At 67.2% G+C, this 13,636-nt stretch carries 14 protein-coding genes; 6 read left to right on the forward strand and 8 right to left on the reverse strand.

From position 1 onward, the window contains the following. The first annotated feature begins 27 nt into the window (after positions 1 to 27). On the forward strand, positions 28 to 537 hold the full coding sequence (locus ACW175_RS24055) for a L,D-transpeptidase family protein (RefSeq protein ID WP_492102418.1): 510 nt from the start codon (positions 28 to 30) through the stop codon (positions 535 to 537). Here ACW175_RS24055 and ACW175_RS24060 read toward each other — a convergent pair. Then, a complete protein-coding gene (locus ACW175_RS24060) occupies positions 534 to 1,193 on the reverse strand; it encodes a YggS family pyridoxal phosphate-dependent enzyme (RefSeq protein WP_492102419.1) in 660 nt (219 codons plus the stop codon). The genes ACW175_RS24055 and ACW175_RS24060 overlap by 4 nt on opposite strands. A 29-nt stretch (positions 1,194 to 1,222) precedes the next feature. Here ACW175_RS24060 and ACW175_RS24065 point away from each other — a divergent pair, with 29 nt between their 5' ends. Further along, a complete protein-coding gene (locus ACW175_RS24065; RefSeq protein ID WP_492105042.1) occupies positions 1,223 to 1,828 on the forward strand; it encodes a thiamine phosphate synthase in 606 nt (201 codons plus the stop codon). Between the two features lie 30 nt (positions 1,829 to 1,858). On the opposite strand, the gene ACW175_RS24070 is transcribed toward ACW175_RS24065, so the two are convergent. Continuing rightward, complete coding sequence (locus ACW175_RS24070) at positions 1,859 to 2,269, reverse strand: NtrZ family periplasmic regulatory protein (protein ID WP_199743570.1); 411 nt, start codon at positions 2,267 to 2,269, stop codon at positions 1,859 to 1,861. A gap of 252 nt (positions 2,270 to 2,521) precedes the next feature. Between ACW175_RS24070 and ACW175_RS24075 the strand changes: the two genes are divergently transcribed. From ACW175_RS24075 to holA, 4 genes are all read left to right on the forward strand, one after another. Next, positions 2,522 to 3,049, forward strand: a complete 528-nt coding sequence (locus tag ACW175_RS24075; protein ID WP_492102420.1) for a DUF3576 domain-containing protein — start codon at positions 2,522 to 2,524, stop codon at positions 3,047 to 3,049. 172 nt (positions 3,050 to 3,221) lie between these two features. Continuing rightward, positions 3,222 to 5,822, forward strand: a complete 2,601-nt coding sequence (leuS, locus tag ACW175_RS24080; RefSeq protein ID WP_492102421.1) for a leucine--tRNA ligase — start codon at positions 3,222 to 3,224, stop codon at positions 5,820 to 5,822. A 17-nt stretch (positions 5,823 to 5,839) separates the two neighbouring features. Next, positions 5,840 to 6,349 carry an LPS assembly lipoprotein LptE gene (gene lptE / locus ACW175_RS24085; RefSeq protein ID WP_492102422.1) on the forward strand — a complete coding sequence of 170 codons (510 nt, stop codon included), beginning with the start codon at positions 5,840 to 5,842 and terminating at the stop codon, positions 6,347 to 6,349. 8 nt (positions 6,350 to 6,357) lie between these two features. After that, on the forward strand, positions 6,358 to 7,410 hold the full coding sequence (gene holA / locus ACW175_RS24090) for a DNA polymerase III subunit delta (protein WP_492102423.1): 1,053 nt from the start codon (positions 6,358 to 6,360) through the stop codon (positions 7,408 to 7,410). Positions 7,411 to 7,628: 218 nt separating this feature from the next. Here the strand turns inward: holA and ACW175_RS24095 are convergent, their stop codons facing one another. The 6 genes from ACW175_RS24095 to ACW175_RS24120 form a co-directional block, all read right to left on the reverse strand. Then, positions 7,629 to 8,540 carry a ParB/RepB/Spo0J family partition protein gene (locus ACW175_RS24095; RefSeq protein ID WP_492102424.1) on the reverse strand — a complete coding sequence of 304 codons (912 nt, stop codon included), beginning with the start codon at positions 8,538 to 8,540 and terminating at the stop codon, positions 7,629 to 7,631. A 41-nt stretch (positions 8,541 to 8,581) separates the two neighbouring features. Beyond that, positions 8,582 to 9,385 carry a ParA family protein gene (locus ACW175_RS24100; protein WP_099582044.1) on the reverse strand — a complete coding sequence of 268 codons (804 nt, stop codon included), beginning with the start codon at positions 9,383 to 9,385 and terminating at the stop codon, positions 8,582 to 8,584. Beyond that, entirely contained in the window at positions 9,375 to 10,025 is a 651-nt protein-coding gene (gene rsmG / locus ACW175_RS24105) for a 16S rRNA (guanine(527)-N(7))-methyltransferase RsmG (RefSeq protein ID WP_492102425.1), read from the reverse strand. The genes ACW175_RS24100 and rsmG overlap by 11 nt, the downstream gene beginning before the upstream one ends. Then, positions 10,015 to 11,871, reverse strand: coding sequence for a tRNA uridine-5-carboxymethylaminomethyl(34) synthesis enzyme MnmG (gene mnmG, locus ACW175_RS24110; RefSeq protein ID WP_492102426.1), 1,857 nt, complete (start codon positions 11,869 to 11,871; stop codon positions 10,015 to 10,017). Before mnmG ends, rsmG begins: the two co-directional genes overlap by 11 nt. Positions 11,872 to 12,041: 170 nt before the next feature. Next, on the reverse strand, positions 12,042 to 13,382 hold the full coding sequence (mnmE, locus tag ACW175_RS24115) for a tRNA uridine-5-carboxymethylaminomethyl(34) synthesis GTPase MnmE (protein ID WP_492102427.1): 1,341 nt from the start codon (positions 13,380 to 13,382) through the stop codon (positions 12,042 to 12,044). 3 nt (positions 13,383 to 13,385) lie between these two features. Further along, complete coding sequence (locus ACW175_RS24120) at positions 13,386 to 13,631, reverse strand: DUF6489 family protein (protein ID WP_492102428.1); 246 nt, start codon at positions 13,629 to 13,631, stop codon at positions 13,386 to 13,388. Positions 13,632 to 13,636 lie beyond the last annotated feature (5 nt).

Consider the following 13,636-nt stretch of genomic DNA (forward strand, 5'->3'; position numbering starts at 1 on the left):
GGCCTTAAGTCGAGGAGTCGTCCGCCGATGCTGTTCCGAGCCCATGCCGATGGCCGCTTCGAGTTGGATGGACAGGTTCTGCGCTGCGCGATCGGCAAGGCCGGCGCGATCGCCGCCGCCGACAAGCGCGAGGGGGACAACAAGAGCCCGACTGGAACCTGGGCGATGCGCGAGGTCTGGTATCGACCCGACGTCTACAAGGGGGGTCCGAAGACCGCCCTGCCCCTTCACGCCACCCGCCCCGATGACGGCTGGTGCGACGCTCCGGGCGATCCGAACTACAACCGCCCCGTCCTGCTGCCCTATCCGGCCAGCGCCGAGCGGATGTGGCGCGACGACCATGTCTACGACTTGGTGGTGATCCTGGGTCACAACGACCGTCCGCCCGTGCCAGGCATGGGTTCGGCGATCTTCATGCACCTGGCCCGCGACGGCTATCCGGGCACCGAAGGCTGCGTGGCCCTGGCGCGACCGGATCTCGAGGCGGTGCTGGCGGCGTCCAAGCCGGGCGACGCCGTCGAGATCGTCGCCGACTAGGTCCGCGATCCGAAGATCGCCGAGCCCACCCGCACGGAGGTCGCGCCCTCGGCGATGGCGACCTCGAAGTCGTCGCTCATGCCCATCGACAGCTTCCCGACGCCGTTGCGCTCGGCGATGGCCCGCAACGATGCGAAATATCGCGCGGGATCGGCGTCCACGGGCGGGATGCACATGAGACCCTCGATCGTCAGGCCATAGGTCTCGCGGCAAGCCTTGATGAAGGCGTCTGCCTCGGCGGGGGCGATCCCGGCCTTCTGTTCTTCTTCGCCGATATTGACCTGGACGTACAGGCGCGGAACCCTGCCGGCGCGCTGGATCTCCTCGGCCAGCACACGGGCCAGCTTGTCGCGGTCCAGCGTCTCGATGACGTCGAAGAAACCGACCGCCTCGCGGGCCTTGTTGGTCTGCAGCGGGCCGATCAAACGCAGCTCAAGACCCAGGCGCCGTTGCCCCCAGCGCTCCATGGCCTCCTGCACGCGGTTCTCGCCATAGACTTTCTGTCCCGCCGCCAGCACGGGCGCGATATGCTCCCAGGGCTGGGTCTTGGACACCGCCACCAGAGTCACCGAACCCGCCGGCCGTCCGGCGCGCGTCTCGGCGGCCGCGATGCGGTCCTGGATCCGGGTAAGAGCATACGGCGTGTTTGAGGGCATTGGGGAGCACGGCCTTGGACGTGAGCGAGCTGGGAGTCCTGTCTAGTGCGGCGACCGCCTTTCCGCCAAGGACCGTGCGGGGCCGGACCCTGCCCGGCCTGCTGTTCTTCACCGATCCCGAGCGTGTTCCAAACCCGGAGGCCGTCGCCGAGCGCCTCCCGGCCGGCGCGGGCATCGTCTACCGTGCGTTCGGCGCGGAAGACGCGATCGAGCGCGGTCGCCGGCTGCGGACTATCGCCACCGAACGCGGGCTGCTGTTGCTTGCCGGCGCTCATCCGGGGCTGGCCGAAGGCATCCGGGCCGACGGCCTGCACATGCCCGAACGGCTTTCGGCCGAGATTCTCCGCCTGCGCGCCGAGCATGCCCGCTGGCTGATCACCATCTCGGCCCACGACAGCGGGGCGCTGAAGGCGGCCGATCGCGCGGGCGCCGACGCCGTCGTCGTCTCGCCAATCTTCCCCAGCAACAGTCCGTCAGCCGGCGAACCTCTGGGCGTGGAGGGTTTGAAGGGTCTGGTGGCGGCGACGTCGCTGCCGGTCTATGCCCTGGGCGGCATACGCGCGCGCACGGTCTCGCAGCTGATCGGCACCGGAATTGTCGGGATCGCGGCCGTCGAAGCCCTGGCCGGTTCCTAGAACTCGCCGAAGCTTAGAATTTGGCCAAGCTTAGAATTTGAAAGCGGTCTCGAGACGGACGCGCGGGGCCGGATCGGGCTGCTGGGCCTTGCGGGCGGCCAGGGCCGGGTTGGATTCACCCAGGCTGACGGCGCCGCCGACGCGGATCGACGGGGTCACCTTGAAATAGGCGCCGGCCTGAACGTCCTGCATTTCCATTTCACGGCTCGACGGCTGGTCGAGGTCCAGCTTCAGGCCCCAGCGGCCCTTCTTGGCGTCCCAACGCAGGGTGCGCTTGTCATCCTGCGGATACTGGACGCCAGCGGCGGCGCTGGTGAAGTCGTTCTTGACCGAAAAATCCGGGGTGACGGCATGAGGCTTGGCCTGGGCGAACGCCATCGACGCCGATCCCGTCAGGATCAGCGCGGCGGTCCCCGCCAGAAAGAAACGCGTCGCGGTCATCACCACTCGCCGCCTATACTCATTGGTCCCCACCCGTCCCATGTAGGAACGAGCCCCTTACATTGCGATTAAAGGCTGGAGCGGAACGCGGTCAACCTCGCTTCGGTCGCACCTGGCGCCAAATTGGGCGATTCAATCGAGCCCTGTTGCCCCGAGGTCACGCGATTCCTGTTTTGAGGCGGCGCAGCCATGCTATAGACCGGCTCCCGGCCGCGGGGGCGCGCCAGGGTGCGCGTGAGCGCCCGCGAAATATTGGAGCGAGGTACTATGGCGTTTGAACGTGGGTCTGTGATGCGCGGCCTCGCCGCGGGCGTCCTGGCTCTGTCGATGCTGGGCATGACCGCATGCGCCAGCAACAAGCCCCCGAAGACGTTCTCGACCCAAAGCGACGAGCCGGGCCTGAACCCGTTCAAACGCTTTGGCCGCGGCGCCAAGGCTCCGGCGTCGGAAGGATCGATCGGCGTCAATGGCTATCTGTGGCGCGCCAGCCTCGACACCCTGGCCTTCATGCCCCTGGCCTCGGCCGATCCGTACGGCGGCGTGATCATCACCGACTGGTACGTGAACCCGGAAACCCCGGCCGAGCGCTTCAAGGCCACGGTCTATATCCTCGACACCCGCTTGCGCGCCGACGGCCTGAACGTGACGGTGTTCAAGCAGTCAAAGGACGTTAACGGCGCCTGGGTCGATGCTCCGGTCGCCGACCAGACCTCGACCGACCTCGAGAACGCGATCCTGACCCGCGCCCGTCAGCTTCGACTTTCGAACATCAAGGGCTAAAGCCCCTCCAAGGGTTCTCGCCACAGCGGCGAGAACCCTTGTGACGCCCTATATTTCCAGCGCGCTCCGGCCGCGAAACCGCGTAGTTTGTCGAGGACGCGCGCGGAGCCTGCCTTAGCAGGCTTCGATTTCGAAAACGGGGCGTCTTTCCGCATCCAAGACCTGGTTTCCGATGGCCCGCTACAACCCCAAAGACACCGAGCCCAAGTGGCGTGAAGCCTGGGCGAAGGCCGACGTCTTCAAGACCGGCGAGATCAACGACGGCCGTCCGAAATACTACGTGCTCGAGATGTTCCCGTATCCGTCGGGCCGCATCCACATGGGCCACGTCCGCAACTACGCCATGGGCGACGTGGTGGCCCGCTACAAGCGCGCGCAAGGCTTCAACGTCCTGCACCCGATGGGCTGGGACGCCTTCGGCATGCCGGCGGAAAACGCCGCCATGGAGCGCGGCGTCCACCCCAAGGGCTGGACCTACGACAACATCGCCTCCATGCGCGAGCAGCTGAAATCGCTGGGCATTTCGGTCGACTGGTCGCGCGAGTTCGCCACCTGCGACCCGGAATACTATGGCAAGCAACAGGCCTGGTTCCTGCGCCTGCTCAAGCGCGGCTTGGTCTATCGCAAGGAAGCCTCGGTCAACTGGGACCCGGTCGACATGACCGTCCTGGCCAACGAGCAGGTCATCGACGGCAAGGGCTGGCGCTCGGGCGCGACGGTCGAGAAGCGCAAGCTGACCCAGTGGTTCCTGCGGATCACGGACTACGCCGACGCCCTGATCGACGGCCTGAAGACCCTGGACCGCTGGCCCGACAAGGTTCGCCTGATGCAGGAGAACTGGATCGGCCGCTCCAAGGGCCTGCGCTTCAAGTTCGCCTTTGACGGCGAGGCGCCCGACGGCATGGCCGAGGGGCTGGAGGTCTATACCACCCGTCCCGACACCCTGTTCGGCGCCAGCTTCGTCGGCATCGCACCCGAACATCCGCTGGCCGAGCGCCTGGCGATCGAAAATCCCGAGATCCAGCAGTTCATCGCCGACTGCCGCAAGGGCGGAACCTCGGAAGCCGAGATCGAGAGCGCCGAGAAGCTGGGCTACGACACTGGCCTGCGGGTGAAGCACCCGCTGGATCCGTCGATCACCCTGCCCGTCTGGATCGCCAACTTCATCCTGATGGACTACGGCACGGGGGCGATCTTCGCCTGCCCGGCCCACGACCAGCGCGACCTGGACTTCGCCCGCAAGTACGGCCTGCCGGTGAAGCCCGTCGTCCTGCCGAGCGGCGAGGATCCGGCGACCTTCCAGGTCGGCAAGGAGGCCTATGTCGGCCCCGGCAAGATCTTCAATTCGGAATTCCTGGACGGCATGGACGTCGAGACCGCCAAGGCCGAGGCCGTGTCGCGGATCGAGGCGGCCGGCCAGGGTGAGGGCGCGACGGTCTATCGCCTGCGCGACTGGGGGATTTCGCGCCAACGCTACTGGGGTTGCCCGATCCCGGTGATCCACTGCCAGGCCTGCGGCGTCGTGCCCGTGCCGGAAGACCAGCTGCCGGTCGCCCTGCCCGAGGACGTCACCTTCGACAAGCCGGGCAACCCGCTGTTGCGACACCCGACCTGGCGTCATACGACCTGTCCGTCCTGCGGCGGCAAGGCCGAGCGCGAGACCGATACGCTGGATACGTTCATCGACTCCAGCTGGTACTTCGCCCGCTTCGCCGACACCCATGCGGACGAGCCGGTGGGCAAGGACGCGGCCGACCACTGGCTGCCCGTCGACCAGTATATCGGCGGCGTCGAGCACGCGATCCTGCACCTGCTGTACGCGCGCTTCATCACCCGCGCCCTGAAGGACGAGAACCTGCTGTCGGTCGAGGAGCCGTTCGCGGGCCTGTTCACCCAAGGCATGGTCACCCACGAGGCCTACAAGAACGAGGCCGGCGAATGGGTCGAGCCATCAGACATCCGCATCACCGTCGAGGGCAATAGCCGCTCGGCGGTCCACGCCACCACCGGCGCCCCGATCATCATCGGCGACATCGAGAAGATGTCGAAGTCCAAGAAGAACGTCGTCGCCCCCGAGGACATCTTCGAGGCCTATGGCGTCGACTCCGCGCGCCTGTTCGTGATGAGCGACAGCCCGCCCGAGCGCGACGTCCAGTGGACCAATTCGGGGGTCGAAGGCTCCTGGCGCTTCACGCATCGTCTGTGGAACGAGTTCGACAGCCAGCCGACCGGCGACTTCGCCCATGACGACAGCGACGAAGCCGCCCTGGCCCTGCGCAAGTCGGCCCACAAGCTGATCGGCTTCGTCACCGACAGCATCGAGGGCTTCCGCTTCAACAGCGGCGTGGCGCGCCTGTACGAGTTCCTGAACGCCCTGAAGGCCGCTCCGGCCGCCAATGGGGATGGGACTCCCGCGTCGCAGGGTGTGCTGGCCGCCCGCGAGGAAGCCCTGAACATCCTGGCGCGCCTGGTCGCGCCGTTCACGCCGCACCTGGCCGAAGAGGCCTGGGCCTCGATCGGCGGCGAGGGCATGGTCGTCAACGCGCCCTGGCCCAAGGCCGACCCGGCCCTGGCCGCGGACGACGAGCGCGTCCTGCCCATCCAGATCAACGGCAAGCGTCGTGGCGAGATCAAGGTCAAGGCCGGCGCGGCCGAGGACGAGGTCCAGAAAATCGCTCTGGCGGATCCGAACGTCCTGGCCCACCTTGAGGGCGTCACGGTCCGCAAGGTGATCGTGGTCAAGGATCGCATCGTCAACATCGTGGCCAATTGAGACCCCAAGGGACCTCTATGAAACGCACCCTGGCGGCTGGCGCGATAGCGCTCTCGACCCTCGCCCTCTCGGCCTGCGCCGGCTTCACGCCGCTGTACGGCCGTCCCGGGGTCGAGGGCGGTCTCACCAGCATCGAGACCGTCGCGGCCGAAGGCCGGGGCGGCTACCTGCTACGCGAGCAGCTTGACGACGCCCTGGGCCACAAGCAGGGCGATCCGGCGGCCTACAAGCTGTACTTCTCGGTCAAGGAGTTCCGCTTCGCCCGAGGCGTGCGTCTCGACAACGTCGCCAACCGTTACGAGCTGCGGATGACCGTCGGCTGGCGCCTGATGGACGCCAAGACCGGCAAGGAAGCCACCACCGGCAACACCGAGGTGTCGGTGACCTACGACTCCGCCGACCAGCCCTACGCGGCGATCGCGGCCCAGAACGACGGCCAGGAGCGGGCGGCGACCGAAGCGGCCCGCAAGATCCAGCTGGATCTCGCCACCTGGCTGGCGGCGGGCAAGAAGAAGCCGGCGGCCTAGAGCGCGTCATGATCCTCTCCAAGCGTCCGGACGTCGAACGCTTCCTGAGGGAGCCGACCCCGGACATCCGGGCCGTGGTGCTCTACGGCAAGGACCGGGGCGTCGTGCGCGATCGCGCCAACGCCCTGGCCAAGCGCGTGGTCGAGCGTCCGGACGACCCGTTCGACACCGCCATGCTGACCGACAGCGATCTGGATAGCGATCCGGCCAAGCTGGAAGACGAGCTGTCGGCCATGTCGCTGATGGGCGGCCGCCGCCTGGTGCGCCTGCGCCTGGCCGGCGAGAAGGCCGGACCGGACAAGCAGGCCGCCGAGGCCCTGACCCGCCACGTCGAAGGCCAGCTCAATCCCGACGCCTTCTTCCTGGTCGAGGCCGGGGCCTTGGGTCGTGACTCCCAGCTGCGCAAGGTCGGCGAGAAAGCTAATGGCTGCGCCGTCATCCCCTGCTACGAGGACGAGGCCGGCGACCTGGCTCGCCTGACCCGCGACACCCTGGCCAATGACAAGGTAGGGCTCAACAGCGAGGCCCTGGACCTCTTCGTCTCCCGCCTGCCCAAGGAGCGCGGCGTGGCCCGCGCCGAGATCGAGCGTCTGGCGCTCTATCTGGGCCCCAACAGCGGCGTCACCGCCACGGCCGCCGACCTCACGGACTTTCTGGGCGTCGAGCCGGAAGCCTCGCTCAGCGACGCCGCCGCCGATGCGTTCGGCGGCAGGGCCGGCCCCGCCCAGCAAGCCTTGCGTCGCGCAGCGGCGGAGGGCGAAGGCGGCCCGGCGGCTGTCCGGGCCATCGGCTACTATCTGGGCCGTCTGCGCCGCGTGCTGACCCTGCACAAGAACGGCGTCGACCTTCAGGCGGCCGCCAAGGCCTCGGGCGTGTTCTGGAAACAGGAGCGCGAGTTCCTGCGCCAGGCCCGCGCCTGGAACCTGGAAGCCATTCTTGAGATCCAGGGCGAGGTCCTCAGCGCCGACCGCGCCTGCAAGACCTCCGGCTCGCCGGATCAGCTGATCTCCGAGCGCTTGGCGCTGATGATCGCGGGTCGCGCGCGGCGATTGGGGCTGTAGGCCCGAAAAGGCCCGAAAACAGGTCCTTTGCGCGTCTGTGGATGCTTCTAAAGAAAGCCTTACACAAGAAGGGTTTGTGGCGGAAATTGCTGTGAACCGCCCTCCTCTCACGAAAACGACGCCTCCCCGGGTACGGAAAGGCGCCGTTTCGTGCGCGACAGAGGCAATTTTCAGGAGCCCTAAAACCCGCTCATCCGCACACTTTTAGGTGCGACTGATCACACCCCGCGCGTCAGTCGATTGCACAGGTCGTCGAGCTGTTCGAGCGTGGCGTAGGTGATGGTCAAGGTGCCCGTCGAGCCGCGATGGTCGATCGAGACATCGAGGCCGAGCACCGACGACAGGTCGGCCTCGAGGGCCTGGGTGTCGGTGTCCTTCACACGCGGCGGACGGCCGCCCTTGTTCTTCGACGGCGTGGCGTTAGGCGTCTTGCGAGCAAGCGCCTCGGTCTCGCGCACCGACAGGCCGCCGTCGATGATCTGCTTGGCCAGGGCCACCGGGTCGGCCGCGGCGGCGATGGCGCGGGCATGACCGGCCGAAAGCTCGCCGCTGACTAGGTAGGACTGCACCTCGTCCGGTAGGGCCAGCAGACGCATGGTGTTGGCGACGTGGCTGCGGCTCTTGCCAATGGTCTGGGCGATCGCGTCCTGGGTGCGCTCGAACTTCTCCATCAGCACCTTGTAGGACAGCGCCTCTTCCAGGACGTTCAGGTCGGCGCGCTGGACGTTCTCGATGATGCCGATTTCCAGCACCGCCAGGTCGTCCAGTTCGCGCACCATGATCGGCACGGTGCGCAGGCCCGCGCGCTGAGCGGCGCGCCAGCGGCGTTCGCCGGCGACGATCTGGTATTCGCCGGGCGCGCCCGGCGCCGGACGGACCAGGATCGGCTGCAGGACGCCCTTCTCGCGGATCGAGTTGGACAGCTCCTCCAGGTCATCCTCGCGGAAGGTGCGGCGCGGCTGGTCGGGATTGCGCTTCAGGATCTCGATCGGCGCTTCACGCGAGCCGGGCGCATTATCGCCGGGGGCCCGGGCCGGCGCGTTCTCGACCTCGCCCAGCAAGGCGGAAAGACCCCGCCCCAGACCACGACGCCCCTCGGAACCACTCGGCTCAGCCACTACGGACTCCATCTTCTTCTCGTACTCGTTCGGATCGTTATTCGTAAAAGAGCCTAGGCGGCCTGGGCCTGGCGATCACGCTCGCGGCTGATCACCTCGCGGGCCAGCTTCAGGTAGGCCTGGCTGCCGGCACACTTCAGGTCGTACAGCAGCACGGGCTTGCCGAACGACGGCGCCTCCGAGACGCGGACGTTGCGCGGTATGACCGCGTCATAGACCTTGTCACCGAAATACTCGCGGACGTCTCGGGCCACCTGCTCGGACAGGCTGTTGCGGCGATCGTACATGGTCAGCACCACGCCCTGGATCTCCAGGCGCGGATTGAGGCTGCCCCGAATGCGCTCGATGGTCCGCATCAGCTGGGTCAGGCCCTCCAGGGCGAAGAACTCGCACTGCAGCGGCACGAACACCGCGTCAGCGGCGGTCATGGCGTTGACGGTCAAGACGTTCAGCGACGGCGGGCAGTCGATCAGCACATAGGTATAGGGCCCATTGGCGCGGATCGCCTCCAGCGCGTCGCGCAGGCGGTAGGACCGGCGGGCGGTCTGACCCAGTTCGATCTCGATACCCGACAGGTCGGCGTCGGCCGGTATGACGTCCAGGCCCGGCAGTTCCGTCTTCACCGCCGCGTCGACCACCGGCGACTCGCCCATCAGCACGTCATAGAGCGTGGTCCGGCGCTGGATGCGGGTGATGCCCAGGCCCGTCGAGCAGTTGCCTTGCGGGTCGGCGTCGATCAGCAGCACGCGCTCGCCGCAAGCGGCCAGGGCGGTGCCCAGATTGATGGCGGTCGTGGTCTTGCCGACGCCGCCCTTCTGGTTGGCGATAGCGAAGACGCGGAGAGGATTAGCGGACACGGGAAAGCCTCTTCACTTGAACGACGCGGCCACGGGGGTCGCTTTGGCTGGGGAGCAGCTCACTGGCGAACGACCAGGCCTTGCGGGCCTCGGTCAGTTCCGTCGCGACGTCCTGGCCCTTGAGAAACAGGCCGGTGGCGCCGCGATAGAGATAGGGTTCGGCGAAGCCGAGCAGCCGGGTCATCGGCGCGCAGGCGCGGGCGGTGACCACATCGACCTTCAGTTTCAGCTCTTCGGCGCGGACATTGTGGATCTCGACGGGCAGGTTGAGCGCCTTGGCGGCCACCTCGAGAAAGCGGCAACGCTTGGCCATGCTCTCGACGAGGTGGACGTTGGCGCCGTCCTGGCCCTTCATAAGTATGGCCAGCACCACCCCGGGCAGACCAGCGCCGGCGCCGAGGTCAGCCCAGGTGCGGGCCTCAGGGGCCAGAGCCAGAAGCTGAGAGCTGTCCAGCGCATGGCGGGTCCAGTAGGTGGCGATGGTCAACGGGCCGACCAGGTTCATTACCGCGTTCCATTCGGCCAGCAGCTCTTGGAAGCGCGACAGATCGGCCAGCTGAACATCGGAGACGCCGGTAAGGGCTTGGTAACCAGCCGCGTCGAGCGCGGGCGGTTCAACGGTCACGGCTTCAGGCTGCACGGCCGCGCCTCACATGGGCCAGCAGCGCGGTCAGCGCGCCCGGGGTGACGCCCTCGATGCGGGCCGCCTGGCCCAGGGTCATCGGACGCACGCGGACGAGCTTTTCACGGACCTCGTTCGACAGGCTGCCGATGTCGGAGTAGTCGAGATCCACGGGCAAGCGCAGGTCTTCGTCCTTGCGAAGCGACTCGGCGTCGGCGCGCTGGCGGTCGAGATAGCCGGCATAGGCGGCCTCGATCTCGATCTGCTCGCGAACATCTATGTTCCACGTGAAAACCTCGGGCCACACGGCGCCAAGGTCGTCCAGAGTGACATCGGGATAGGCCAGCATGGCGAACAGGTCGCGGCGGACGCCATCGCTGTTGACCTTGAAGCCGGCCTTCACGGCCTCGTTCGGCGTCAGGCTGACCGAGCGAGCGAAAACGCGGGCCGCTTCCAGTCTTGCTTTCTTTTCGGTCCAGACCGACGCGCGATGCTCTCCCACAACGCCGAGCGCGATACCGCGATCCGTCAGCCGCTGGTCGGCGTTGTCGGCGCGCAGGGTGAGGCGGAACTCGGCCCGGCTGGTGAACATGCGATACGGCTCGGTGACGCCCCGGGTGACCAGGTCGTCGATCATCACGCCGATATAGGCCTCATCGCGCGCGAAGACGGCGGGCTCCCTGCCCTGCTCCGCTAGCGCGGCGTTCAAGCCGGCGACCAGGCCTTGAGCCCCGGCCTCTTCATAACCCGTGGTGCCGTTGATCTGGCCGGCCAGGTAAAGGCCCGGCAGGCGCTTGGTCTCCAGCGTGGCGTATAGCTCGCGCGGATCGACATAGTCATATTCAATCGCATAGCCGTAGCGCTTGACCTCCACGGCCTCCAAGCCGGGGATCGTGCGCAGGAACAGCAGCTGGGTCTCTTCCGAAACCGAGGTCGAAATGCCGTTCGGATAGACCGTGGTGTCATCCAGCCCCTCCGGTTCCAGGAACACTTGGTGGCTGGTCTTGTCGGCGAAGCGGACGACCTTGTCCTCGATCGACGGGCAATAGCGCGGACCGATCCCCGTGGCGCGGCCGCCATAGACCAGGGACTCGCTGAGCCGCTCGGCGATGATCTGGTGGGTCTGCGCCGTCGTGAAGGTGATGCCGCAGGCGATCTGGGGCGTGTCGATCCGGTCGTTCAGGAACGAGAACGGCACGGGCTCATCGTCGCCGGGCTGCATCTCCAGCCGATCCCAGGCGATGGTCGCGCCATCGAGGCGCGCGGGGGTGCCGGTCTTCAGGCGCCCCATATCGAAGCCGAGGCCATAGAGACGATCCGCCAGGCCGATGGCCGGCTGGTCGCCAACCCGGCCGGCCGGGATCCGGGTCTCGCCCAGGTGAATGACGCCCTTCAGGAAGGTGCCGGTCGTGAGGATCACACGGGGCGCCCGATAAGACCGCCCCTCCCCGTCGACCACGCCCGCGACCTTACCGTCCTCGACGATCAAGTCCTCGGCGGCGCCGGCGATGATGTCGAGGTTTTTCGTGGCGGCGAGCTCGGCCTGCATCGCCTCGCGATAGAGCTTCCGGTCGATCTGGGCGCGCGGGCCGCGAACAGCTGGGCCCTTCGAACGGTTCAGCATCCGAAACTGAATGCCGCCCTTGTCGGCCATGCGGCCCATCACGCCGTCCAGCGCGTCGATCTCGCGCACCAGGTGGCCCTTGCCCAGGCCGCCAATGGCCGGGTTGCAGGACATCTCGCCGATGGTTTCCAGCTTGTGGGTCAGCAGCAGGGTCCGCGCGCCGACGCGCGCGGACGCGGCCGCCGCCTCGCAGCCGGCGTGGCCGCCGCCGATGACAATGACATCCCAGGTATCGGACAAAACATTCGCCTCAATGCGAACGCCCCCGGATCGCTGCGGGGGCGTTGGACTCGACCTATACGCCAACTAGGCGAGCGGGTCGATGTGACTCCATGGCGTTTCACGTGAAACACCCCCGCCGCAACTGTGAGCGCCCTGTGGATATTATAGAGGACGTTTCACGTGGAACATCATTTGCCGATGCAGAAGGTTGAGAAGACGCGGCCGAGCACGTCCTCCGGATCGACCCGTCCCGTGATCTTTTCCAGCGCGCGCGCGGCAAGGCGTACGTCCTCAGCGGCCAGTTCGACCTCCAGACCCACCTCGGAAAGGGCGCGGCCGATATAGCCGCGGGCCTCCCGAAGGCGATCCGCATGGCGCAGGCGAGTCGCCGCTGGGAACTCGGCCCCCGAGAGCGCGTCAATGACATGGAGGGACAGCGCCGCGCGCATGTCGCTCACCGCCCCCGCGGAAAGGGCTGAAAGTCGGTGGACCTTCAGCCCCTCGCTCGACCAACGCACCTCGGCTTGATCAAGCGCGGAGGCCTCCGCGATATCCCCTTTGTTAAGGACCAGCCAGTCGCCGGGCCGAACCGCCTCTTCAAGCTTCACCGTATGTTTCACGTGAAACCCATCGACGACCCAAAGCCTTAGGTCGGCTTCTTCAGCCCAGGCTCTCGCGCGGCGAACGCCTTCCGCCTCGATGGCATCCGCTGTCTCGCGAAGACCGGCCGTGTCGGCGACCAGAACCTTGTAGCCGGCCAGCACAAGCGGAACCTCGATGATGTCCCGGGTCGTACCCGGCGTGTCCGTCACGATCGCCGCGTCGCGCTCGACCAGTCCATTCAGCAAGGTGCTTTTTCCCGCGTTCGGCGCGCCGACCAGGGCAATGCGGAAGCCGTCGCGCACCCGTCGACCCCGCTCCACGTCGGCCAGCGCCGCGTCGAGCTCGGCGCTCAAGGCCCGCAGGCCCGGTCGTGCGCGCTCGGCCACCTCTTCGGGCAGGTCCTCATCCGGGAAGTCGACCGCCGCTTCCAGCATGGCCAACGACTGAACCAGCATGTCCCGCCAGCGATCATAATGCTGACTGAGCGCCCCGCCCACCTGGCCGAGCGCCTGCTGGCGCTGGGCTTCGGTTTCCGCGTCGATCAGGTCGGCGACGCCTTCGGCCTGGGCGAGATCGAGTTTGCCGTTCTCAAAGGCCCGCCGGGTGAACTCGCCTGGCTCAGCCAGGCGCAGTCCGAGGTCCGACAACGCCGCGAGCAAGGCCTCGACGACCGCTCGGCCGCCGTGCACGTGAAACTCCGCGCTGTCCTCGCCGGTGTAGCTCGAGGGTCCCTCGAAGCGCAGGACGAGCGCCTCGTCCAGATCGACCCCGCCATGGCGCAGGGTTCGCAGCGCGGCCATCCTCGGCTTGGGCGCCCGACCCGCCAAAGCTTCAACAACCGACAAGGTCTCCGGACCCGAGACCCGCACCACGGCCACGGCCGCGCGCCCCGCCGCAGTGGCGGGCGCGAAGATCGTATCCATCATGGCCTAGTCGCGCTTGCCGGCCGCCGCGCCCGCCGCCGCCGTCATCAGCTTGCGGAACTGCTCCTGGGCGCCGGCGCCGAACGCCATCCAGTTCTTCATCAGCTCCTCGGGCGCCAGCATGGCCATGTTGGCGTCCATGCGGTTCTGCATCTCATTGACCAGATGCTCGTTCAGGGCGCTGACGTCGGGCAGCCCCAGAAAGCTTCGGGCTTCCACGGGGGTGCAGTCGATCTCGATGGTCATCTTCATGCGGA

Source organism: Caulobacter sp. FV1ye6ST, assembly GCF_058681225.1.